The organism is Gallintestinimicrobium sp., from assembly GCF_046968865.1.
Lineage (GTDB): Bacteria > Bacillota > Clostridia > Lachnospirales > Lachnospiraceae > Gallintestinimicrobium > Gallintestinimicrobium propionicum.
Window position 1 is genome coordinate 128,941 of the sequence record NZ_JBKVPW010000003.1, and the last position, 24,291, is coordinate 153,231.

General features: G+C 49.3%; 17 protein-coding genes. 14 read left to right on the top strand and 3 right to left on the bottom strand.

Features of this window, described 5'->3' with window-relative positions; genetic code table 11:
- Positions 1-92 precede the first annotated feature (92 nt).
- From pseG to pseF, 3 genes are read right to left on the bottom strand one after another with little or no spacing between them, the layout of a single operon-like run.
- The gene (gene pseG, locus ACLTOQ_RS04090; protein ID WP_412271076.1) at positions 93-1,142 is read right to left on the bottom strand and encodes a UDP-2,4-diacetamido-2,4,6-trideoxy-beta-L-altropyranose hydrolase; all 1,050 of its coding nucleotides are present in this window, start codon (positions 1,140-1,142) and stop codon (positions 93-95) included.
- Positions 1,124-2,173: a pseudaminic acid synthase gene (gene pseI, locus ACLTOQ_RS04095; RefSeq protein ID WP_412271075.1), complete on the bottom strand. Its 1,050-nt coding sequence runs from the start codon at positions 2,171-2,173 to the stop codon at positions 1,124-1,126. Before pseI ends, pseG begins: the two co-directional genes overlap by 19 nt.
- A 4-nt stretch (positions 2,174-2,177) precedes the next feature.
- Positions 2,178-2,867 carry a pseudaminic acid cytidylyltransferase gene (gene pseF, locus ACLTOQ_RS04100; protein ID WP_337622817.1) on the bottom strand — a complete coding sequence of 230 codons (690 nt, stop codon included), beginning with the start codon at positions 2,865-2,867 and terminating at the stop codon, positions 2,178-2,180.
- A gap of 421 nt (positions 2,868-3,288) precedes the next feature.
- Between pseF and ACLTOQ_RS04105 the strand changes: the two genes are divergently transcribed.
- The 14 genes from ACLTOQ_RS04105 to ACLTOQ_RS04170 all read left to right on the top strand — a co-directional run bounded on the left by ACLTOQ_RS04105 (position 3,289) and on the right by ACLTOQ_RS04170 (position 24,285).
- The gene (locus tag ACLTOQ_RS04105; RefSeq protein ID WP_412271071.1) at positions 3,289-4,374 is read left to right on the top strand and encodes a glycosyltransferase family 52; all 1,086 of its coding nucleotides are present in this window, start codon (positions 3,289-3,291) and stop codon (positions 4,372-4,374) included.
- Positions 4,375-4,419: 45 nt separating this feature from the next.
- A complete protein-coding gene (locus ACLTOQ_RS04110) occupies positions 4,420-6,171 on the top strand; it encodes an ABC transporter ATP-binding protein (protein ID WP_412271069.1) in 1,752 nt (583 codons plus the stop codon).
- A gap of 118 nt (positions 6,172-6,289) precedes the next feature.
- Positions 6,290-7,441 (top strand): acyltransferase, encoded by a 1,152-nt coding sequence (locus ACLTOQ_RS04115; protein ID WP_412271067.1) that lies wholly within the window; start codon positions 6,290-6,292, stop codon positions 7,439-7,441.
- On the top strand, positions 7,438-9,147 hold the full coding sequence (locus ACLTOQ_RS04120; protein ID WP_412271065.1) for a hypothetical protein: 1,710 nt from the start codon (positions 7,438-7,440) through the stop codon (positions 9,145-9,147). The genes ACLTOQ_RS04115 and ACLTOQ_RS04120 overlap by 4 nt, the downstream gene beginning before the upstream one ends.
- A 70-nt stretch (positions 9,148-9,217) precedes the next feature.
- Positions 9,218-10,384, top strand: coding sequence for a dTDP-4-amino-4,6-dideoxygalactose transaminase (gene rffA, locus ACLTOQ_RS04125; protein WP_412271129.1), 1,167 nt, complete (start codon positions 9,218-9,220; stop codon positions 10,382-10,384).
- Complete coding sequence (locus ACLTOQ_RS04130; protein WP_412271063.1) at positions 10,374-12,272, top strand: hypothetical protein; 1,899 nt, start codon at positions 10,374-10,376, stop codon at positions 12,270-12,272. Before rffA ends, ACLTOQ_RS04130 begins: the two co-directional genes overlap by 11 nt.
- The gene (locus ACLTOQ_RS04135) at positions 12,259-12,786 is read left to right on the top strand and encodes a GNAT family N-acetyltransferase (protein ID WP_021914968.1); all 528 of its coding nucleotides are present in this window, start codon (positions 12,259-12,261) and stop codon (positions 12,784-12,786) included. Before ACLTOQ_RS04130 ends, ACLTOQ_RS04135 begins: the two co-directional genes overlap by 14 nt.
- 14 nt (positions 12,787-12,800) lie before the next feature.
- Positions 12,801-15,365 carry a hypothetical protein gene (locus ACLTOQ_RS04140; protein WP_412271061.1) on the top strand — a complete coding sequence of 855 codons (2,565 nt, stop codon included), beginning with the start codon at positions 12,801-12,803 and terminating at the stop codon, positions 15,363-15,365.
- A 129-nt stretch (positions 15,366-15,494) separates the two neighbouring features.
- On the top strand, positions 15,495-16,448 hold the full coding sequence (locus ACLTOQ_RS04145) for a glycosyltransferase family 2 protein (RefSeq protein WP_412318809.1): 954 nt from the start codon (positions 15,495-15,497) through the stop codon (positions 16,446-16,448).
- Complete coding sequence (locus tag ACLTOQ_RS04150; RefSeq protein ID WP_412318810.1) at positions 16,420-18,291, top strand: DUF6020 family protein; 1,872 nt, start codon at positions 16,420-16,422, stop codon at positions 18,289-18,291. The genes ACLTOQ_RS04145 and ACLTOQ_RS04150 overlap by 29 nt, the downstream gene beginning before the upstream one ends.
- Positions 18,275-20,830 (top strand): hypothetical protein, encoded by a 2,556-nt coding sequence (locus ACLTOQ_RS04155; protein ID WP_412318811.1) that lies wholly within the window; start codon positions 18,275-18,277, stop codon positions 20,828-20,830. The genes ACLTOQ_RS04150 and ACLTOQ_RS04155 overlap by 17 nt, the downstream gene beginning before the upstream one ends.
- Positions 20,831-20,846: 16 nt before the next feature.
- Entirely contained in the window at positions 20,847-22,739 is a 1,893-nt protein-coding gene (locus ACLTOQ_RS04160; protein ID WP_262584970.1) for a polysaccharide biosynthesis protein, read from the top strand.
- Entirely contained in the window at positions 22,736-23,128 is a 393-nt protein-coding gene (locus ACLTOQ_RS04165) for a VOC family protein (RefSeq protein ID WP_021914974.1), read from the top strand. Before ACLTOQ_RS04160 ends, ACLTOQ_RS04165 begins: the two co-directional genes overlap by 4 nt.
- Positions 23,129-23,154: 26 nt before the next feature.
- A complete protein-coding gene (locus ACLTOQ_RS04170; RefSeq protein WP_118762611.1) occupies positions 23,155-24,285 on the top strand; it encodes an aminotransferase class I/II-fold pyridoxal phosphate-dependent enzyme in 1,131 nt (376 codons plus the stop codon).
- Positions 24,286-24,291 lie beyond the last annotated feature (6 nt).

Genomic DNA, 24,291 nt, shown 5'->3' on the forward strand with positions numbered 1-24,291 from the left:
AGCCTCCCGGCTCTCTTTTTTGTTTCATAGGAAAATGCGTCCTATGAAATAAAAACGCTCCGCTTAGGATGCGCGATCGACCCGTCGCACACTCATTTTGCCAGAATTGCGTCCGCGATGCGGCGTGCGCCGGCGCCGTCGATCGCCATACGCATTCGGTCGGATTGTTTCTTTCGGGCGTCCGGATTTTTCAGAAGTGCAGTCAGCTTTTCCACTGCGTCATCGTAGAAGATTTCGTTGTCACGGATGTCACCTGCCCATGGAATCAGGTTTGCATCGTCAAAGGCTTTGACACCGGGAAGCTGATTATCCGCCATACTGAAGCTTACAGACGGGACGCCGACGGCACAGAGTTCATAAAGCGTCGTGCCGCCTGCGGAAAATGCGAGATCGCAGGTAGACATGAGTGCAGCCATATCGGAAACCTGTTCATGCAGGACAATGCGGCTGTCTTCTTTTGCCATGACGGCAAGCTCTGCGCGGTGGACATGCATGGGACCTGTCAGGACGTGGAAGGAAACATCCTTCCAGTCGTCCGATGCGCAGAGACGTTTTAACATACTGCCTGCGATATGGAAGGGATCGGTGCCGCCGGTGGAAAGAAAGAGGTCTTTTACCTGCTCCCAGAGATGGTAGGGCTGATCTGCAAACTGCTCCCGGAGGGGAGTGTAGGCGCATCCGGTCAGCACACAGTCCGCTTTGGTGTAAAAACTTTCATCAACACAGAAATCATAGTTGATCACGAGGGAAGCCGGGCAGTCGAATGCCTGCAGATCGTCCAGATAGGCAACTTTGCAGATCTGGCGCAGGATATCGAGATATTCCGGTGTTGCAAAATAAGAATCCACCAGCAGGCAGGCAACGTTGTGGGAAGAAAGGATTCCCTGCATGGTCTGGATTTCCCGATCAAGGCATCTGTAATCGGTGCGCAGCTCCAGGATCGGAAAGCTGTGGTCAGCGATTTCGTCAGGAGAATACATTTTCTGCAAAATGGAAGCCGAGGTATCATCGGAGACGAGAAAAGCCACCGCTGCACCCCGTTTCTTCAGGGCACGGGCGATGGATAGACAGCGCATCAGATGTCCGGTCGCAATTGTTTCATTTCCGTCTGTGCGGATATAGACTAACGGATGAGATTCCATGACAGCGGCGTCCCCTTTCTGATCGGACAGGAAGCCTTCCTGCCGAGAATTTCCTCATAATACATTGTGTGCAGTCCGATGCCGGGGCGGATGCAGCGGATATTCTGCTCTGTGAAAACTTCGCCCTCTGCCATGTCCTGCGCGACGAAGATGGAACGGGAGCCTGCCCGTTCTTTTTCCTGCTTGGGGGTAAGGCGGTATTCGGAAGAGCCGAGTGCCTTTTCCAGAATACGGATCTGCGAAACCATTTCCTTAAATTCCTGGGGCTCCATGGAAAATGCGCCATCCGGACCGCCGTCGCTGCGTTTTAAGGTCAGGTGCTTTTCCACCATCCGCGCGCCGAGGGAAACGGCGCCTGCAGCGACAGCCCCGCCCATCGTGTGGTCGGAGAGGCCGGTCAGGCAGCCAAAGGTCTGAGACAGCGTCGGAATCATGCGCAGATTGACGTCCTCGTAGGGCGTCGGGTAAGCGGAAACGCATTTTAACAAAATTACGTCCTCATTGCCCTCTTCACGGCAGACATTCATGGCGCGCTCGATGTCCTCGAGATGTGCGATGCCGGTGGCAAAGATGACGGGCTTGTGGAGCTTTGCCACCCGACGGATTAACGGAATATCATTTATCTCATAAGATGCAATTTTATAAGCGGGAGCGTCGAGCTCTTCGAGAAAATCGACGGCGGTTGCGTCAAAGGGGGAGGAAAAGCAGAGCAGTCCGCATTTTTTTGCCTCCTCCATCAGACCGGCATGCCATTCCCACGGTGTATAAGCCTGCTTGTAAAGGTCGTATTCTTTGATGCCGTCCCAGAGACCGCCTTTGTTGATAAAGCAGTCCGCGTCGCTGTCGACGGTCATGGTGTCGGCAGTGTAGGTCTGCAGCTTGATCGCGTCCGCGCCGGCTTCTTTTGCGGCGTGGATAATTTCAATCGCACGGTCGTAGTCCTGCAAATGGTTCGCAGACATTTCCGCAACGATAAAGACAGGGGCGTCTGCGGCAATTCTGCGCCCGCCCAGATAAATTTCCTGATTCATATTGTTATTCTTTCTCCATCATTTTCTGATATTTGACTTCTGCAATCGCCCAGTCCTCTTCGGTATCGATATCCTGAACCTCCAATTCGGGTAAAAGCAGGGGGACCATACCGGGAGTATCTGTTGTTCCTTCCCGGAAAAAAGCTTCCGTCCGGCAGGCATAGAACTGTCCGCAGTCGTGGTAAAGCGTTTCGAGATCCTGGCTGCGCGCGGTCGCGTACTGGGGCCATTTGTAGCCGATGTGACCGTTTTCATCTACGGCGAGGCTGCGCAGAACCGGATACGGAAAAGTCGTTACCGGCATGACGGACTCGGCGTCCTTTAAAAGCTCCATCGCGGTGCTGAGTTTTTTGGGGGTAATAAACGGCGCGGTGGGGTAGATACAGCAGAATGTGTCAAACTCCCTGCCGGCAGCTCTATAGCATTCGAGCACCTCGCGGATGACGTCGTCGGTAGAGGCGTAATCGTTTGCGGTCTGGGCGCTTCGAAGAAACGGGACGGACGCCCCGGCACCTTTTGCAAGTTCGGCGATTTCGGGATCATCTGTAGAAACCATCACCTCGTCAAAAATGCCCGCCTGCAAAGCGGCTTCGATGGAATATAAAAGAATCGGTTTTCCGAGAAACGGACGGATATTTTTACGCGGAATCCGCTTGCTGCCTCCGCGCGCTGTAATAATGGCAAGTGCTGACATGGCAAAACCTCCTGTTTCCTGTCAAAAATCGGATTGTGCAGTGTCCGGGGAAAAAGAAATCGCCGCAGACATCGCGTCGTAAGTAGTATAACAATCCGGGGAATATTATTCAAGCACAGTTCACTCGTGATTCCGTGCGCACAGATTCCATGCTTGCATGAGAAGATGCGCGCACGGAATCACGAAGAGAGCGCCATTTTATGAGCAAAAGTGAGCTGCGAAGCAGCGGAAAGCATCGAAGATGCGATTTTGCGAATGGCGCGGGTGAACTGTGTAAACTGTAATGGCGTGAACGAAAGCGCATTGTCTTGCAATGGCAGACAAAAGTATGGTAGAATATAACGACTATGCAATGGAGTCAACTGGTTTAACTGGGATGGTTTCATCAGGTTTACCAGAAATTGCCGGAGAAAAAACGAAAATGAAAAAGAGAAAGCCAAAAGAGCGAATTTATGTCTGCCATACTTATTATCATGTATATGTTGCCTGTTTAAAGGAGCTGACGCTTCCAAGGGCAATGCGCGGAAAGGCGGATCTGGTGCTGAGCACGATGTCGAACGACTTTGGCAGCCTGAAGGAGCGTGCAGAAAAAAGCGGTCTGTTTGAAGCTGTTTTTATGTTCGAGGAAAAGGAAGAGCATACGTTCCCGCAGCTGGCACGCTATCATGAGGATCATGGAAATCTGGTGTTTAACCTGTTTTCCAGAATGATTTTTACGAAATTATACGGAAAGCTGCAGCAGCCCTATGTGCCGGTGGATTTTAAAAAGTATCAGGACATCTATGTGTTCTGCGATTCCGATCCGATCGGATATTATCTGAATTATAAGAAAATCCACTATCATGCGGTGGAGGACGGTCTGGATTGTATCTGCTATTACGATACCGCGCGCTATGACAACCGAGGGCATTTCGGACTGAAAGCCTTTCTTGCGGCGCATAACCTGATTTTTATCCAGAACGGATACAGTAAATATTGCGTGGATATGGAGGTCAACAATACGTCAATCCTGAAATATCCCTGCTCCAAATATATCGAACAGCCGCGGGAAGCGATGGTGCGCAGGCTGACGCAGGACGATAAAAATACGATTCTGCGGATTTTTATGGAGGATCTGGATACGCTGATGACGCAGCTTACGACCGGCGTGCATCATGAGCACAAGGTGCTGGTGCTGACGGAGCCATTATGCGAGCTGCCGGTGCGCGAGCAGATTTTCCGGGATATCGTAGCAAAATACGGAAAGGATGCGCAGGTGATTTTAAAACCGCATCCCAGAGATGTTTTAGACTATCATAAGCTGTTCCCGGACGATATTGTGCTGGATGGAAAGTTCCCGATGGAAATCCTGAATTTCATCGAGGGACTGGAATTCGATCAGGTAGTTTCCGTGTATACCGTGCCGGATTCGATTCATTTTGCAAAGGAAAAGGTTTTTCTGGGGGATGACTTTATGGATCTGTACGAAGATCCTCAAAAACACCGCTTTAATGAGCAGATTTTTTAAGAAGCAGTTTTGGAATAGGGCTGCAGGAACGAAAGGAACGCTTTCATGAAAAAAATTTACCGTAAAATGATGGTTCTGATGAACCGGAAGCAGAAGCTGAAAATGGTTCAGATTCTGTTTATGATGGTGATCGGTGCGGTTCTGGAAACCGTCAGCATCGGTCTTGTGGTACCGGCGATTCAGATGATTATGGACCCGAGCTGCGTGGAGGGCGACAGCGCCCTGGCGCAGATTTACCGATGGACAGGCTTTCAGAAACCGGGATATTTCACGACGCTGATTCTGGTGCTGATTATTCTGGGCTTTGTGTTAAAAAACGTTTTTCTGTATTTTCAGAATGTGGTGCAGCTGCGCTTTGTATACACGAACCAGTTTGAGACCTCTCAGCGCATGATGATCAATTTCATGAAGCGCCCCTATGAATATTATCTGAATGCGGATACCTCTGTCATCCAGCGTATGATCACGTCTGATGTCAATAACATGTACGGTCTGATTCTCGCGCTGCTGCAGCTGATGAGTGAAGTGATTATTTTCGTCCTGCTGGCGGTTACGCTGACCGCGATGGCTCCGCAGATGATCCTGACGGTAGCGGCGCTTCTGATCGTGACGCTGCTTGTGATCAAGCAGTTTTTAAAGCCGATCATGCGTCAGGCGGGCATCGAGAACCAGGATTATTACAGCGGTCTGTACAAATGGATTGAAGAATCCGTTATGGGCATCAAGGAAATCAAAATTGCTAATAAAGAAAATTATTTCATCCGGGAATACGGTAAATGCGGTCACGGCTATGTGAGCGCAGTGCAGAAATACAATATTTTTAACGCGACGCCTCGTCTGCTGATCGAGACGGTCTGCATGGCGGGACTGATTCTGTACCTGATTTTCATGATCCTGTCCGGCGAGGATGTCACCAGCATGGTGAGCCAGCTGGGTGCATTCGGCGTTGCTGCCATGCGGCTTCTGCCTTCTGCAAACCGGATCAACAACTATTTGACACAGATTTCCTATTTCGAGCCCTTTTTTATGGGCGTGTCCGACAATCTGCAGGAGGAAATCAACGACAAAAACGTGGTTTACGACGAAGCTGCCTATCGGAGAAGCAAGCCGGTGGATAAGCTGCCCCTACAGGATAAAATTGTACTGGATGATATTGTATACAAATATCCGAATTCCGATGTGCTGATCTTCGACCATGCGCATATGGAGATCCCTGCCGGAAAATCTGTCGGCATTGTGGGGACCTCCGGTGCGGGCAAGACAACGATTGTGGATATTATGCTGGGGCTGCTGTCGATTCAGGAGGGACATATCCTCGCAGACGGTGTGGAGATTCGGGATCATTACGAATCCTGGCTGAAAAATATCGGCTACATTCCCCAGACGATTTTCATGATTGATTCCACCATCCGCAAAAATGTGGCATTCGGTTACGCGGATGAAGACATCGACGATGCAAAGGTCTGGGAGGCACTCAAAAAAGCCCGTCTGGATGAGTTTGTCCGCAGTCTTCCCGAAGGGCTGGATACCGGCATTGGCGAGCGCGGCATCCGGATTTCCGGCGGTCAGCGTCAGAGAATCGGAATTGCGAGAGCGCTGTTTGAAGATCCGGAGGTTCTCGTTTTGGATGAAGCGACCAGCGCACTGGATAACGATACAGAGGCTGCGATCATGGAATCCATCAACAGCCTGCATGGTCATAAGACATTGATTATTATTGCACATCGTTTGCAGACGATCGAAAAATGTGATATTGTTTACCGTGTAGAGCACGGGGAGATCGAACGGGAACGCTGATGCGCGACGAACACGGTCGATGCGGAAGCAAAACGTAGTCCTGAAGAGACGATTTATGTGGCGGGAGTACAGCGCTGCGCACTTTTGGAACACACCGTGCGCCCGGAAAGGAGGAAACATGGGAAAGCCCGGACGTCAGGCAAATTTTGAGCTGCTTCGGATCATCGCCATGTTCATGGTTGTGATCCTGCACTGGAACACGAACAGCGGATTGCTTTTGGATGTCGGAAGCCCTGTGACGGGCGCCGGGGTCTGGTCCCTTGTGACAGAATCAGTCTGCATTGTCGCAGTCAACGTTTATGTGCTGATCAGCGGATATTTTCTTTCCTTCTGTACCTTTTCCTTCCGGCGTGTGGCGCAGGTGCTGGTTCAGACGTTGTTTTATACGGTGCTGATTCCTCCGGTTCTGGCACTTGTCGGTGTCCTTTCGTGGTCGGAGGTTCTCAATCCCTACCACATCTGGAACAGTATTTTTCCGGTGCAGTCCGGACATTACTGGTTCGTAAGCGCTTATGTGGTGCTGTGCCTGTTGTCCCCATTTTTCAACGCAGGGCTGGAAACCCTTTCCCAAAAACGGATGCAGCAGCTGCTGGCGGCGCTTTTGTTCTTTTTCTGCATCGGAAAATCCTTCAGTCCGCTGCAGTTTGCGTTGGATCGTTTCGGATATGACTTCGGATGGTTTGCAGTGCTGTACCTGACCGGCGGTTATTTGAAAAAATACGGGATGCCGCGTTTGAACAGCTTCCCCAAAAATATTGTGCTGTATGCAGGCTGCACGCTGGGAACATTTTTGCTGGAGCTTTTGCTGCTTCCTTTGGCGGGACGACTGACGGGACTGACCTATTATGCGTCCGTTCCGTTTCACTATAATGCACTGTTTGCCTATCTTGCGGCGGTGGGGCTGTTTGGCGCGTTTGCTGTCCTGAAGGTAGAAGAAGGGCGTTTTGCAGATATGGTGCGGTTCTGGAGCCCTGCGGTATTCGGGGTTTATCTGATTCACCAGCAGACGGACATTGCACCGCGCTGGTTTGCGTGGGTCAATGCCCTGACCGGACGACTTGGGGATTTCTGGAACATCGTTCCGGGTGAGACGGGCGTAACTGCAGGACGGATGCTTCTTGTGCTTTTGATGCAGTCCGTCATCGTTTTTGTGGTCTGTATCGGAATCGAGCGGCTGCGGCTGTGTGTGTTCGATAGAATTGGAAAAAGCTGCGGCAGGTCTGCTGCAAATCGGGGAAAGGTTGTTTTTGGAGGAAAAAAGAGAGCGTGAAAGAAAAAGCAAAACGATTGGGAACAATTTTGTTTCCGGTGATACTGTTTTTGTATCCGCTGTTAAAAATTACACAGGGAATCGAATTGACGGACACCTGTTATGGTCTGGTAAATTACCGCTTTTTCCCGCATGCGGGGCAGGAGTGGACGGTTGCGACCTATCTTGCAAATGTGCTCGGGGCGCTTTTGATGCGCCTGCCCTTTGGGGACAGCCTGGTGGGAATGCGTTTTTATACGGGACTTTTCGTCAGTGCCATGGCGCTTTTGGCGTATTTTTTCCTGAAAGGCAAAATGCCGTCCTGGATCGTGTTTCTGGGCGAATTCGCGGCAATCAGCCTGTGCTGGATTCCGACGACGAGCCTGTATAATTACCTGACGTTTTTCCTGTTTTTGTGCGGAACGGTGCTTTTATACCGCGGACTGATCTGGCAGAACCGCAAATGGATGGCGTTTGCTGGTGTGTGTCTGGGCGCTTCTGTGCTGACGCGCCTGCCTAACATCGTAGAATGTGCGCTGATTATCGCGGTATTTTATTATGGCATTTTGAAAAAGAAAAAAGTGGCGGAGATCTGGAAAGATGTCGCTGCCTGTGTGATCGGCTTTGTGGCGGCATTTCTTGTCGGTTTTCTTGCGATCAGCCTGCAGTTTAGGTTTGATGCATATCCGAAGATGCTTGTCGGGCTTGCCGGATATTCCGGAACGGATGAGACGTATTCATCCCTTTCTATGATTGCTTCTGTTGTATCTGCTTATGTAGAAGCGTTTAAATGGGTGCTGATTTTGGGGATCGCAGCGCTTTTAGGTACGGTTTTATTTTTCCTTCTCCCCGGAAAATTCGAAAAAGGCAAGATGGTGCTGTATCTATGCATGCTTCCGGTACTGCTGCGGTTTTTATGGGGACGCGGCATGTTCAACCTGCAGTACGCCTTTTACTGGAGCGTATTTGAGTGGTGTATGGTGCTTTTATATGTGGCAATCGGGCTGTGTATCTGGACCCTTGCCGATCCGCTGGTATTTCGAAGGGATAAGCTGTTGTCGTTGATGGTGCTTTTGGTCATTTTGATCACACCGATCGGAAGCAACAACGAAACATATCCGAATATGAATAACCTGTTTTTGGTTGCTCCGGTGACCTTCTGGATGGGCTACCGGCTTTTGTTAAAGCTGCGCCGCCTGCCGTATAGCTTTGCGTGCCGGGCGATGCTGGTGTGCGTGGCGGTTGTTTTTCTGATACAGAGCACGGGCTTTGGCGTGCATGCGGTTTTTCGGGACAGCATCGAGGGACAAAAGCGGGATACCCGGGTTGTAAACTGCAAAAAGCTTTCCGGTGCAAAAACGAATCGGGCAAATGCAGAGCAGCTGCAGGATGTTGTGGATTATTACGCAGAGCATGCGGATGAATTGGAGGAAAACAGCAGGCTTTTGACCTTTGGCGATGTGCCGGGCTTTTGCTGGCTGTTCGATCTGCCCTCGGCGCTGTCCCATGACTGGCCGGATATGAATACTTACCCGGCAGAGACGATGCGGACAGATTTGGAAGCGCTGTCCCAGGCGGGAGAAAAGCCGCTGGTGATCCTCTGTCCCGGAAAGGTGGACACAGAGGATGCGCAGGAAGCGCAGAAATGGGAGCTGCTGCAGGAGTTTCTGGCGCAGAATGCCTATGAAATGAAGCTGGATAACGGAACCTATCAGATTTATGAATAAAAATGAAAGCAGCGCAGTGCGGTCGAAAAAACGGACTGCAAAACCGCTTTTGGGAAAGAAGGAATCAACCATGGAAGAAAAGAAGCTTCCCTTTACCGGACGGGAAAAAATCCGGTTCAATGTACCTCCGTTTACGGGACGGGAATACGAATATGTGCGCCAGGCAGTGGAAAATCAGAAGATCTGCGGAGACGGGGAATTTACCAAAAAGGCGAGTCACTGGTTTGAAGAAAAAACTGGAACGGCGAAGTGCCTGATGACGACTTCCTGTACCCATGCGACGGAGCTTGCCGCGATTCTGGCGGATATCAAACCGGGGGATGAAATTATTATGCCGTCTTACACATTTGTTTCCACGGCAAATGCGTTTGTGCTGCGGGGCGGCGTGCCTGTTTTTGTGGATATTCGTCCGGATACCATGAATATTGACGAAAAACAGATCGAAGCAGCGATCACCGAAAAGACGAAGGCCATCGTGCCGGTGCACTACGCCGGAGTAGCCTGCGAAATGGATACGATCATGGATATCGCAAAGCGTCACAACCTTCTTGTGATTGAGGATGCGGCGCAGGGCGTGATGGCTTCTTATAAAGGGAAAGCCCTCGGGAGCATCGGTGATTATGGCTGCTACAGCTTCCATGAAACAAAAAATTACAGCATGGGAGAGGGCGGCGCATTGCTGATCCGCGATCGAGAGCATGTGGAGCGTGCAGAGATCATCCGGGAAAAAGGTACTGACCGAAGCAAATATTTTCGCGGTCAGGTGGATAAATATCGCTGGCAGGAGTTCGGCTCCAGCTATTTACCGAGTGAGTTAAATGTGGCGTATCTGTATGCACAGCTGGAAATGGCAGATCAGATCAATGAGGCACGGTTGGCGCGCTGGAATGAGTACTATAAGCTGCTGACGCCACTTGCTCAGGCAGGCAGGATTGAGCTGCCGGTGGTTCCGGAGGGCTGCGTCCATAATGCCCACATGTTCTATATCAAGACGGCGGACGAACACGAACGCCAGGAGCTGATCAATTATTTGAAGGAACGGGATATTCTGGCGGTTTATCATTATGTGCCGCTGCATTCCGCGCCTGCAGGAATCAAATATGGACGCTTCAACGGAGAGGATGTCTACACGACAAAGGAAAGTGAGCGCCTGCTGCGCCTGCCGATGTACTATGGTCTGACGGCGGAAGAGACAGCATTTGTGGCGGATCAGGTGAAGAAGTTTTATGGCAGGTAAGCAGTTTTTGAAAAAACACGAAAATTGCATACTGTCGCTTGCGATGGCTCTGATCCTGGCGGGGATTTTAGCGGCGCGCTTTGACTTTTATTATGATTTGAATGACGATGTGCTGATAAAAGATATTCTGTCCGGCGTATATTCCGGTACGCCGGACGGACATACCATGCAGCTGTTGTATCCGCTGGGAGCATTGCTTGCGCTGTTGTACCGGGGGCTTTCGATCCCGGTATTCGGCGCGTTTTTGCTTTTCTGCCAGTTTGGGAGTATCTGGGCGGTTGGATACAGGAGCACCGTGCTGGTGGACGAGGAGCGGGCAGCACGCGAGAGCGCGTCTATTGCGCCAGGGATGTGCAGTGCAGCGTCCGCCGCGCGTCTGGCAGAGCCTGCGGTATGCAGCGCATGGAATACTACCGCTGCGCGGCTGGGCGTAAAAGGGGTGCTTCTCCTTGTAGAGGCTCTGTTCTGGTTCGCAGCGATGGGCAGTCACCTCGTGTATCTGCAGTACACGGTCACGGCAGGGATGCTGGCGGGCGCGGCGATTTTTTGGGTTGTTACGGCGAAGGGCAAAGAACGCTTCTGGGCGCTTTTGCTTTATTGGCTTTCTTTCTGCCTGCGTCCGGAGATGGCGCTTTTGTGCCTGCCGCTTGCAGGAGCTGGCGGTCTTTGCATCTGGGGCAGGGAAAAACAGATTTTTTCCAAAGAAAGCCTGCGGCATTATCTTGGACTCTTTGCAGCGCTGGTAATCGGGATGGGTGTTTTTTACGGGCTTGACGTGCTTGCCTATTCCGATCCGAACTGGAAAGATTTCCGACAGTTTTTCGATGAGCGCACGATATTATATGATTACCATCTGGATTTCATTGAGCAATACGATGAAAACCGGGAAGCCTATGAAGAGACGGGTGTTTCCAGGACGCTGCAGGAGATGCTCAAAAACTATAACTTTGGGGCGGCGGATGAGATCGACACGCAGATGCTTTCTTCCCTGGCAGTGCAGGCGAAGAAAACAGACGCAAAAGAATCGGTGCTATTGCAGGTAAAAAAAGCAATTTGGCGGCTGGCACATGAAAACTGGTTGTCGAAAAGCGACCTGCCCTGGAACTTTGTCTGGCTGGCAGTTGTTTTTGTATGGTGTTCCTGCTGTTTACAGAAAGGAAACCGAAGATATTTCTGGCAGCCGGTTTTTGTGGTTTGTGTCGGCGGAATGCTGTGGAGCTATCTGCTGATGCAGGGACGGATGGTGGATCGTGTGACTCATCCGCTGTATCTGGCACAGATTTTGCTGGCGGTTGGGCTGTGGGGAACGGCAATGAGCACAGCCGCGCCCGGCATCAACACACGCAGCGCCGGACGTATTCACACTGTCATGACCGCTGCAGTCTGCGGTGTTATCCTGTTGCTTTGTATTCTCCGGGTTCCGGGCATGTGGCAGGGTGTGGCGCGGGAGCAGACACACAGGGAAACGGTAAACCAGACAAACGAGGACGTGTTTGCGTATTGCGAAAAACATGCTTCGACGCTGTTTTTAGAGGATGTGTATTCGACGGTGGCGTATTCGGAGAAGATTATGCTGGACCGCGATAAACCGTTCAATTATGATCTGCTGGGCGGCTGGCTGGTAAAAAGCCCGCTGACGAAGCAGAAGCTGTCAGCGTTTGGATATGCTTCCATGGGAGAAGCGGCCAGAAGCAGTGAGAAGGTCTGTCTGCTGGCGGACGAGGGCACGGATATGTCCTGGCTGACAGAATATCTGGAGGAACGGGGAGAACCCGGAATGCTGCTGCGGATCGGCTCTGCAGGAGAAGGGGTTGAGGTTTATCAGTTCCTTTCAGAAGAGCGCATAAACGAAATGTTTCGGGGAGAAGAGATTGATGCAGAAGATTGAGGGAAAGCAGATTTATCTGCGGCCGATCACGATGGAGGATACGGACCGGATTGTTTCGTGGCGGAATCAGGATCGCGTCCGGCATAATTTTATCTATCAGAAGCTTTTTACAAAAGAAAGCCATGAAAATTGGATGCACACCCAGGTGGAAACCGGCCATGTCGTACAGTTTATTATCTGTGAAAAAAATAACGATCGACCGGTAGGCAGCGTATATTTCCGGGACATCGACCACGACAATAAAAAAGCGGAATATGGAATTTTTATCGGAGAAGCGGACGCTGCGGGCAGAGGAATCGGATCGGAAACAGCCCGCCTTGCAGCAGATTACGCGCGGGATGTGCTAAAGCTCCACAAGCTGATGCTGCGCGTGTTCGCGGATAATGTCGGGGCAGTCAAAAGCTACCAAAACGCCGGATTTGTGCAGGAGGCATGCCTGAAGGATGAATTTTTGCAGAACGGCGTTTATCGGGATATGCTGCTGATGGCGATTTTGTTTGAGGAGAACAGATAAACAGTGGGGGAAAGATGAAAGAACAGAAAGTTGATACACGACAAAGAAAAATTTCGAATATAAGATTTAATAAGGTGCTTTTCACATCCATTCTTGTGTGTGGTATTTTTATTAGCGGAATATTTTATTTGTGGATTTATCATGGTCTACGTTATGGTTATGAAGCAGAAAGACCTTCTACAGAAACTTTTGAGACGGTATCAACTGAAGAAACGATTACTCAGGAATTTATTGCCAGAGAATATTATTTAAAGGGGATAGAGTTTGTTTTTATTAACCTTGCAGAAGACGGAAACGGAGAACTTGATTTTCGAGTATTAGATTCTGACGGAAGAATAAAAGCAAATAGTGAAATTGCCATTTCTTCTGTTACAGCGGGTGAGTGGGAATTTATTCCACTAAGGGTAAGATTAAAAGCCGGTGAAAGTTATATTCTTGAAATCAGTGCGAAGGATTGCTCTATTCCACCATATGTATTAGCAAGGGAAAAGAAAACTGTAGGAGAAAATACTGTTTTGACAGCTTCTGGTGCGGAAACTTCGTTGGAATTGTTGAACGCATATGGATTTGCAGTGTCAGCTTCAAGATTGGAAAGGCTTTTAATTACTGTTATGCTGGCGGTTTGTCTGTTTGGATTATGGATATTCTGGAATAATGAAAAATGGACTGCAATATGTAAGCAAAATGCATGGGTAAAACAGATAAAGGATGGGATCGCAGCAGTTTTGCTGGTTGTACAATTTGTTTTTATGATTCCGGATATCATTTATGTATTGGAGAATACTGGATTTGATCCATCCTGGAGGTATTTCTTAAATGTTGTAAACGGAACAGATTTAAAATTCGGAAGAGATATTTATTTTACCTATGGTCCATTGGGATATTTGTTTTATTTAATGAAATTACCTGGAAATACGATAGAATATTGGTCTGGTATTGTTATTTGGGGGATCATTTTTCTATTTCATTTGTGGATGCTGTTACAGCTGTATAGATTGTATCAAAAGGGTAAGATTCATTTTTGGGCAATTACGGCGTCCGTGTGTTGCTATTTGGCGGGATATTACGCACCGACCAGAGATAACTATTTGTTGTACTTAATGATATTAGCGGTGGTATTGTGGGCAAAAGGTGCAAAAAATATTGTATTGATTCCAAATCTGCTTTTGCTGTTGATGTTTTTTGGAAAGTTTTCAACCTTTACGAGTGGGTTCGCTTTTTGTATTTTATTCTGTATTTTCGATGTATTGTTTAGAAAAAACTGGAAAAGTATTTGGCTGTTTTTACCGGGAATTATACTTATGCCGGTATGCTATTTGGTCTATTGTCCGTCGATAAAAAACTTATTTGAGTATGTGGCGGGAATTTTGAAAATTTCTTCTGGTTGGATGTTGACTATGCAGTTTGACAGCGTACTGCAGCCAAGCGAAGTCAGATGGTTAATTATTTTAATTGCGTGTTATGTATTATTGATAATAGGGAATCTGTGGAGTAATTATAAAAGCTCTGCAGCAATTATTGCAAGCTGTGCTTCGATGTTTTTCCTTTATAAATATGCAACAACAAGACACGGATTAAAAGTTGGAATCTGGCTGTTTGCAATGTTGTTTTCTGCGACTATTTTGTCGATCGACTGGAATGTTTTTTTTCAGAAAATTGGACAGAGGGCGAAAGCTGTAAGAAAGAATCAAATTATATATTACGTATGCGGAACAGCTATGATTATGGCAGTGGGATGTACAGGAATTTTAGAAGCACACAGTTTGCGCAGTTCAATGGGATATGTGAAAGAAACTTTGGCTGCGAAGATGTATCATTATACGCATTTGGGAGAGAACAGTATACCAGAAGAATTGGTAAAGGAAAATCAACTTCCAGATGAAATTTTAGAGGCAATTGGAGAGCATACAGTAACTGTATATCCCTGGAGAAATGGTTATGGAGCGGTATATCCGGAATGGAATATGGTTTGGTATCCGTCCGTACAGAATGGAAATGAATATATTCCGTGGCTAGATGGAATAGTTGCTGATTGGTTTTGTTCGGAAAAAGCATCAGAAAAGATATTGTTGACAAATGAGACAATTGATCATCATATTCCATATTTGGAAAATCCGCTTACTTGGGAAGCAATTCGAAATAACTATGAGGTGGAAATTATTTCTGATGATGTTTGCGTTTTAACACAAAGAAAACAGAAGATTGAAATAGAAAAATTGGAAAAGGTAGGGGAACAAATTAGTTCTTCTAATGAAACTATTGTGTGCCCTGAAAATGCAGATTATGTTAAAATACATTTAAAACTGAATTTAAAGGGGTTTATTAAAAAATGGTTATATCATGTAGGAACAGTAAATATGATGTTGGATTGTGAGGATGGAAGCCGGATAGAAGGACGTAGCGTAGTTCCAAATCTGGAATCAGGATTTTATTTGGAGAAAGTACCGGAGACACTGGAGGAATTGAAACAGGTTATAAATGATAACGTGTCAACTTCAATTATGCAGATTCAGTTGGATGGGAAAGGGTTGGAGGATTATCAGGAAAACGTTACGATAGAATGGTATTGCTTACAATAACAGCCGCATCTGCGGCAATACAGGAGGAAGATTGAAAAATAAAATTTTTCAATCACGAGATTTGTGTCTGCATGCACTTGACACAAACTCGGTATGCGCAAAAAGCGTGCGCAGAAATGAGAGGAAAGTATGAAGAAACAGTTAGTCAGCTTTGTAATCCCGTGCTACCGGTCAGCGGAAACGATCGGCAGTGTGGTGGACGAAATCGAAGCAGCGATGGGGGGGCTGGAGCGGTATGAGTATGAGATCATTCTGGTCAACGATTGCTCGCCGGACGATACCTTTGGAAAAATCCGCGAGCTGTGCGGCAAGGATAAACGGATCAAGGGGATAAATCTGGCGCGAAATTTTGGACAGCATGCGGCACTGATGGCGGGATTTCATCAGGTAAAGGGCGACATCCTGGTTTGTCTGGATGATGACGGTCAGACGCCTGCAAACGAAGTCGGCAAGCTTCTGGCTGCGCTGGAAAACGGCGCAGACGTTGCATATGCAAAATATGAGCACAAGCATCACAGCGCATTTCGGAATTTCGGAAGCAGGGTCAACGACTGGATGCTCTGCTTTATGCTGAACAAACCAAAGGATCTGTTTATTTCCAGCTATTTTGCCGCAAGACGCTTTGTACTGGAAGAGATGCTGAAATATGAAAATGCGTTCCCTTATGTCATTGGACTGGTGCTTCGTGCAACCAGAAATATTGTCAACGTGACGGTAGAACATCGGGATCGAATGGTCGGCGAATCCGGCTACACCTTTGGAAAGCTGTTGGCGCTGTGGTTTAACGGATTTACAGCGTTTTCAGAAAAGCCCCTCCGGATCGCAACGATGGCGGGTGTGGGCTGTGCCGGACTGGGATTTTTGTACGGAATTTATACGATTATTAAAAAACTGGTGCTTCCGGGTGTTCCGGTTGGATTTTCAGCGCTGATGGCGTCGATCATGTTTATCGGCGGAATGCTGATGCTGATGTTGGGGTTGATCGGGGAATATGTCGGAAGAATGTACATCTGTCTCAATCATGCGCCGCAGTTTGTGGTAAGGGAGATCGTTGGTGGAGAAGAAGAGGAAGCGGAAAATTAAATATCGCACGCTTATTTGCAGCGCAGCAGGGGCTTTCTTTTGCGGATTTGGCGCAAACTGGGGCAGTCAGCTGGATCGAAACGGAAACGTAGCAGTAACGGATTTGTACAGCTGGCTGATCCCATTTCTGACGGCCTGTGTGCTGACACCGGTGTTTTATCTGGTGGTGGAAAAGCTGACCGGCATAGAGGCGCCAGGCGATAGGCAGGTATCCCACAGCAACAAAAAAGCGCCGGATGCCGGGCAGCAACTGCAGCGGGGCTGGAAGAAGCTGTTCCAAAGTCCGATCCTCCGCTATGCCATCATCCTGTTCCTATGCTGGCTGCCGGTATTCCTTGCGGTCTATCCAGGCTTTTTTGCCTATGATGCGACGGAAGAGCTGCAGGAGGTGCTGACCGGACAGTATGTGACAAGACATCCCCTTTTACATGTACTGATGCTTGGAAAAACGGTAAGCGGCATTCAGAAGCTGACGGGCAGCTATAATAGCGGGATCGGCGTTTATGTTCTTGCACAAATGGCGATAATGGCGATGCTGCTTGGCTGGACCATACAGCAGCTTCGAACCAGGGCAGGACGAGTCTGCGGGCTGTTGTTCTACGGACTGTTCCCGGTCGTCCCGATGTATGTGCTGTGCACGAGCAAGGACACGCCATATACGGCAGGAATGCTGGCAGTGCTGGTGCTGCTGTGCAGGATGCAGCGTGGCGGATGCAGCAGGAGGGGAGAAGCTGAAGTTGCTGTTGCGCACGCGGACGTGGTATCATCGACAGCCAGCGCCGCTCGGTCAAAAGTTGTAGCAGACGCCGAAATGCCCAAAGCCGGTCATTTTCCCTTAAGCACCGCATCCCTCCCGGCACTCGCATTCGCCCTGCTGGTCATGGCAGTTTTCCGCAGCAATGGAGTGATCGTCCTTGTATTGTTTCTACCGATCCTGTTTTTTCTGGTACAGAAAAGCAGCCGGAAAAAGGCAGTGCTTTTGGCAGGCGTTGTTTTGGGGGCGTATGTTCTTTTACAGAGTGGCTTAAACATTGTCCTGAAGCCGGAGAGCACGAATGCGATGGAAAGCCTGACCGTGCCGATTCAGCAGCTTGCGCGGACGTGGAACTACAGCCCGGAGCTGTTTTTGGAGGAAGATCAGGAAACGCTGTTTGAAATTTTACCGGAGGAATCCCTGCAGCTGTATCAGCCGAAGCTTTCCGATCTGGTAAAGGCGGGATTTGTGACGGAAAATTTTAAAAAGGATCCTGCAAAATATGCAAAGCTGTGGACAAGGATCGGGATAAAAGCACCGGCAACGTACTTAAACGCCTGGCTTTTGACCTCCTATGGCTTCTGGTATCCGGGCGCGGATATTGATGTATACAATGGCACAAGATGCTACGAAAGCAGCTCTTATTTTTCCTGTGAAACGGAAGGACCCGGACGGCGGGATTCCAAACTGCCGTGGCTGGAGCATTGGTATGAAAGCCTTTCCTGGACGGATACAGTGCACAAAATACCGGTCGTTTCCCTTCCCTTTTCGCCGGGAGCGCTGTGCTGGTGTTACGTGCTTGGCACACTGTTTTTGATCGCGTCCGGAAACTGGAGGAAGGCGGCGGTATTTTCACCGGTCTGCCTGAATCTTCTGACGGTGTTGTTAGGACCGACCTATCTGGTACGTTACGTCCTGATTTTCTGGTTCGCCCTGCCCCTTTACTTGTCAATCTGTGTCGGAGTGTGTTATACTTCTAAAGATAATGGGAAAAGTGGGAAATCCTGCGTAAAAGCAGATAAACAGGCTGCCGGGAATCTGCCGGATGGTTCCCTTTTCGGAAAGGCTTTTCATGAATCGAAAGATTAAAGCATATCAGGCAATTATTTATATCGTTCTGTTTTATCTGGCAGCGGTTCTTTTTTTGCTGGGACCGGGAAAACTGCTGGAAAAAGACAGGCTTCTGGCGGGTGCAGAAAATCCGGTCGGAACCGTGGAGGTGCGGGAGGATCAGCAGGTTCAGCAGGTGCTGATTGCGGAGGGCGATTATTTACGGTATCTGGAGCTGTATGTGACATCTCCAAAATCTCCCGGGGAGTATTATCATCTGCTCGTTTACGATGAAAATAACGAAATGCTGATTAACCGGGATTTTGAACTCAAAGCGGACGAAGTGCCCGGCTTTGTGCGGATTCCGCTGGGAATCGATACGACGAGGGGGACGGCTTATGTCTGGCAGCTGCAGGGTAAGTCGGAGCCGCTGGAGCTTTCTTATGAAAATACAGGGGAAACGGGGCTGACCTGCTTTGGCAGCTATTATGTCCTCGCAGACAGCACTTCGACTCAGATGGAGACACAGAATATTGTCATGCGTCTGGTCTACACCGACAAGCCGTCCGCGGCAGTGATGATGATTTTAAAGACAATACTGTGCGTTGCAGCGGCAGCTTTTATCCTTGCTGCGGTATATCTGAGTCCGAAACAGCCAAAACTCAACAATAAAATCACATGGCGCTTTGTCCACTGGGTGACAGCCGGACCTTTGATTACTGTGGGCACGGCAGTTTTGCTCTGGGAGGTCTATGGGCGCAGGGCATTTGGAGGCAAACCGGACGACCTGATCGTGTACGGACTTGGAATCGCTCTGTTTTTTGCATTTTCTGCCTGGGTGCTTTTTTCGCGGCGTGGCAGCAAATACCATCCACCGTTTGAAGAAATGCTGACAGAGCAGGGGATGGACTGGCTGCAGGCGGCGGCGTTTGCCGGTGTTTTGCTGGGCGGCATTCATTATATGAACGCGCTGTACCAAAACCAACAGAACCTCGCGTATCGGGAAGTGCTTTCGTGGGCGGCGTTTCTGATTCTGACGATGGTATCTCCTGCAGTTCTGTTTTCCAAAAAGGGCGGACGGCGGGCACTGATCGGCCTGATCGCCGGTGGAATCTGGTATGTAGTGCAATCGCTGACGCAGAAGGAAGCCCTGCAGACCAACGCGCTGCTTGGCAAACAGATTTTTCTGGAAGCGCTGATCGTCTTTTTCTTCGCTCTGATTCTGGCAGAGCTGGCAGCACGAATCCGCGCCAAAAAGCTGGTCGAGGGCAGTGTCAACCGCATTTATACGGCAGTGTTGTTTGGATTTATGGCGCTTTTGGTGATTTTCAGAAATACGCGCCTCTGGCCGATTTATCTGGCGGTCGTATTTGCACTTTACTATGTTTTTTATCTGGGCTGGAACAAAAAGAAACACCTGTTGAATAACTTCTGCAATGGCGTGATGTTAAACTTTGCGCTGGCAGTCGTGTTCGCATTTGCGAGAAGACCGTTCCGTGCGTGGGTGTATTCGAGATATAATTTTGTTTTTCACACTGTAACGATTACAGCAACTTATCTGACGTTGGTGCTCTGCGTGCTGACGGTGCGGCTGTTCGTCAAACTGTCGGAGGGCATGCCCCAAAACAGCACAAAAAATGCCAAAGGGATGAAGCATAAGCCGCTCCGCAAAAAGGATGCGAAAAACAGCTGCCCCGCGGATTTGTGGGGAACGTTTTTGCTGTACGGAATCGCAGTTTCGCTGCTGTTTTTAACGCTGTCGAGAACCGGCTATCTGGCGGTGCTGGTAATGACCGCAGTGCTGCTGATTTTTGTGCCGGTGTTTGTATACAGACAGAAAATCCGGGAAATTTTCCGGGCGCTTGTCTATATGATTGTAGCGTTTGTGATCTGTCTGCCGATGACCTATTCCGGCATCCGGCTGCTTCCGGCACTCTATAACGATCCGTATCTGTATGAGATTGAGGATTCCGCATCCGCGATTCACAAGGACGATCCGAAGGATTCTGACGCCTATATGTCGGTTTCCTATTTCAAATATGTCATAGAAAATAAGCTCCTTTCGGATGCTTCCGAGCTGACGGAACAGACAGAACTTTTCTGCAATGCAGTGACCGGTAAGCCTTCTGTAAAAAATGACGTGCTGGTAGCGTCTGCGCAGGATGAGGCAGGCATGTCGGACGCAGAGGATTTCTCCAACGGACGTCTGGAAATTTTCCGGTCGTATATGGACAACTGGAATGCGACGGGACATACGGAAATGGGCGTTTTGCTGCCGGATGGCTCCATTAGCGTCCATGCCCATAACACCTATCTGCAGGTCATCCATGATCACGGACTGATCGTCGGCATTTACTTCCTGTGCTTCGGAGCCGGAAGCATCTGCCTGATGTTTGCATATGCGATTAAAAAGATTCGGGAGGATGCATATGCTGTACTGCCGCTGGCTGTCATGCTCGGCTTTTGCGTCGCGGGGCTGGTGGAATGGCTGTTCCATCCCTGCAATCCGCTCGGATTTTCCGCGATGGCGCTGCTTGCACCCCTGATGAGCTTTTCCCCCCGCAGACATGCCGCCTGACGGGATATCACGATAAATGAGGAAGAAAGAAATGCAAGGCAAAAAGAAAAAACCCTTTAATTATCAGCTGTTTTATCGCAGGACAGCGTTAATTGTATACGATATTATCAGTGTAATCGCCGCCAGCTATCTGGCGATCCTGATCCGGTATGATTTTGACGTGAGTACAGTACCGGCAGCGTTTTTGCTGCCGATCCGCCACTTTTTGCCCATTGGGATTGTCATCGCACTGTTCGTATTTTATCTGTTCCGTCTCTATCACAGCCTGTGGGCATTTGCAGGCGAGACAGAGCTTCAAAACCTTGTGATGGCATGTCTTGTGACGAGTGCGGTTAACGGCGCAGGGATCAACCTGTTCCGAATGGAGGGAAAAGCAGTTCCGGACAGCTATTATTTTCTGTATTTCTTCTTCCTGCTGACCTTTTTGTTTGCCAGCCGTTTTTCCTACCGTTTTTTCCGCAGCCGCAAGCACAAGCTGCAGAACCGCAAAAACAGCATTTCTGTCATGATCATCGGTGCCGGCGAGGCGGGCAATACGATCATCAAAGAAATCGTTTCCAGCAACTTCTCTACAATGGTGATTCGTTGTATTATCGATGACGATAAAAATAAATGGGGACGCTTCATTCAGGGCATCAAGGTGGTCGGAGGCCGCGACAAGATCATAGAGTCCGCAGATTTATACGATATTGATGAAATTTTCCTGGCGATCCCCTCTGCGTCTCCGGCGCAGATTAAGGATATCCTGGAAATCTGTAAAGAGACAAACTGCAAGCTGCGCAGCCTTCCCGGACTGTATCAGCTCGTAAACGGCGAAGTCAACGTCAGCAAGCTGCGGGACGTCGAGGTCGAAGACCTGCTGGGCAGGGAACCGATCCGCGTGGATATCGATTCCATTCTGGGATATGTGCAGAATAAGGTTGTGCTCGTTACAGGCGGCGGCGGTTCCATCGGAAGCGAGCTGTGCCGTCAGATTGCCGGTCACAAGCCTGCGCAGCTGATCGTGTTTGATATTTATGAAAACAATGCCTACGATCTGCAGCAGGAATTGAAGGAAAAGTATCCGGAGCTGAATCTGGTGGTTCTGATCGGCAGCGTGCGCAACACGAGCCGGATCAACTATGTGTTTGAAACGTATCATCCCGATATTGTGTACCATGCAGCAGCGCATAAGCATGTGCCGCTGATGGAGGACAGCCCCAACGAGGCGGTCAAAAACAATGTATTCGGCACCTGGAAAACCGCTATGGCGGCGGCACAGAACCACACGAAAAAGTTCGTCATGATTTCGACAGACAAGGCGGTGAACCCGACGAATATCATGGGTGCGAGCAAGCGAATCTGCGAGATGATCGTGCAGACGTTCAACCGCCATTATGAGACGGAGTTTGTAGCAGTTCGTTTCGGCAACGTGCTTGGCTCTAACGGAAGCGTTATTCCGCTGTTTAAAAAACAGATTGCGGCAGGAGGTCCGGTAACAGTTACGCATCCCGACATCATCCGGTATTTCATGACCATTCCGGAGGCAGTGTCTCTGGTGCTGCAGGCGGGCGCCTATGCAAAGGGCGGAGAAATTTTCGTTCTGGATATGGGCGAGCCGGTCAAAATCCTGGATCTTGCAAAGAACCTGATCCGTCTGTCCGGTTATCGTGTCGGTGAAGATATCAAAATCGTCTTTACCGGTCTGCGCCCGGGAGAGAAGCTTTATGAAGAGCTTCTGATGAAGGAAGAAGGACTGCAGGATACGGACAATAAGCTGATTCATATCGGCAGACCGATCGAGCTGGACGAGCGGCTGTTCTTTCAGCAGTTAAAGCAGCTGGAAGAGGCATCTAAAGAAGAAAATAAAGATATCCGGCCGCTGATTCATGAGGTCGTGCCGACGTATCATTATCAGGAGAAGCGATGAACATACATCATATTGGGTATCTGGTAAAAAAAGGTCCGAAAGCACAGGCGGCATTTGAAGCGCTTGGATATATTGCAGAGGGCGAATGGACGCATGACGAAATCCGCAAGGTGGACATCCTGTTTTTGCAAAAGGACGGCTACCGGATCGAGCTGGTGAGCCCCTATGCGCCGGATTCCGTGGTTTCCGGGCTGATCAGGACCTACAAAAATGCACCCTATCATCTTTGCTACGAAGCAGAGAATTTTGAAAAAGAGCTGGCAGAGCTGGAAGGAAACGGCTACATTCGAATCGATGAACCAACGCCTGCTCCGGCCATCGGCGGACGCAGAGTAGTATTTCTCATGCACCCGGCGGCGGGTATGCTGGAGCTTTTGGAAGAAAAATAAGCCTGAAATAAGAAAGAGGTAACGAGATGGAAAGAAAACGGATTTATCTGTCCTCCCCCACAATGCACGGAGAAGAGCAGGCCTTTGTACAGAGTGCATTTGATACGAACTGGGTAGCACCCCTTGGTCCCAACGTGGATGCCTTTGAAAAGGAGATGGGAGACTATATTGGCGGCGGTTATGCGGCGGCTCTGTCTGCAGGAACCGCAGCGATCCATCTGGCAGTGATCCTGGCGGGCGTAAAAGAAGGGGATGTTGTGTTTGCACAGTCCCTGACGTTTGCTGCAAGCGTAAATCCTGCCTGCTATGAAAAGGCAAAGCCTGTCTTTATCGATTCAGAACCCGACACCTGGAATATGGATCCTGTCGCTTTGGAAAAAGCCTTTGAAAAATATCCGCATCCGGCAGCTGTCATCGCTGTGCATCTGTACGGAACACCTTCTAAGATCGACCGCATCCGCGATATCTGCAAAAAGCATCAGGTTCCGCTGATCGAGGATGCTGCGGAAGCGCTGGGAAGCTCCTTTAAAGGGCAGAAGCTTGGAACCTTTGGAGATTATGGCATTCTTTCTTTTAACGGCAACAAAATCATCACCTCCTCCGGCGGCGGTATGCTGCTGTGCAGCGACGAAGCAAAGATTAAGCGTGCCCGCTTTCTGGCGACTCAGGCAAGGGATCCCGCCCGTTATTATCAGCATTCCACCATTGGCTATAACTACCGGATGTCTAACGTGGTAGCCGGAATCGGAAGAGGACAGCTGTTGCATCTGGAAGAGCATAAAGCCCGGAAAAATGAGATTTACAGACAGTATAAAGAGGCGTTTGCGGATATCGAAGCGATCACGATGAATCCGATGAATCCAGACGGAGACGCAAACAACTGGTTGTCCTGCATGACGATCGCACCGGACTGCAGCGTGACGCCCGATCAGGTGATGGATGCCCTGGCAGAGTACAATATCGAGACGCGCCCGATCTGGAAGCCGATGCATTTACAGCCTGTTTTTGCAGACTGCGATTTCATTCAGGTTAAGGAAGGCAGGAGCGTTTCGGAGGATATTTTCAATCGCGGTGTCTGCCTGCCCAGCGATATCAAAAATACACCGGAGGATATGAAGCTGATTATCTCCCTTATCCGTAAGGTATTTGAAAAATAGGAAAAG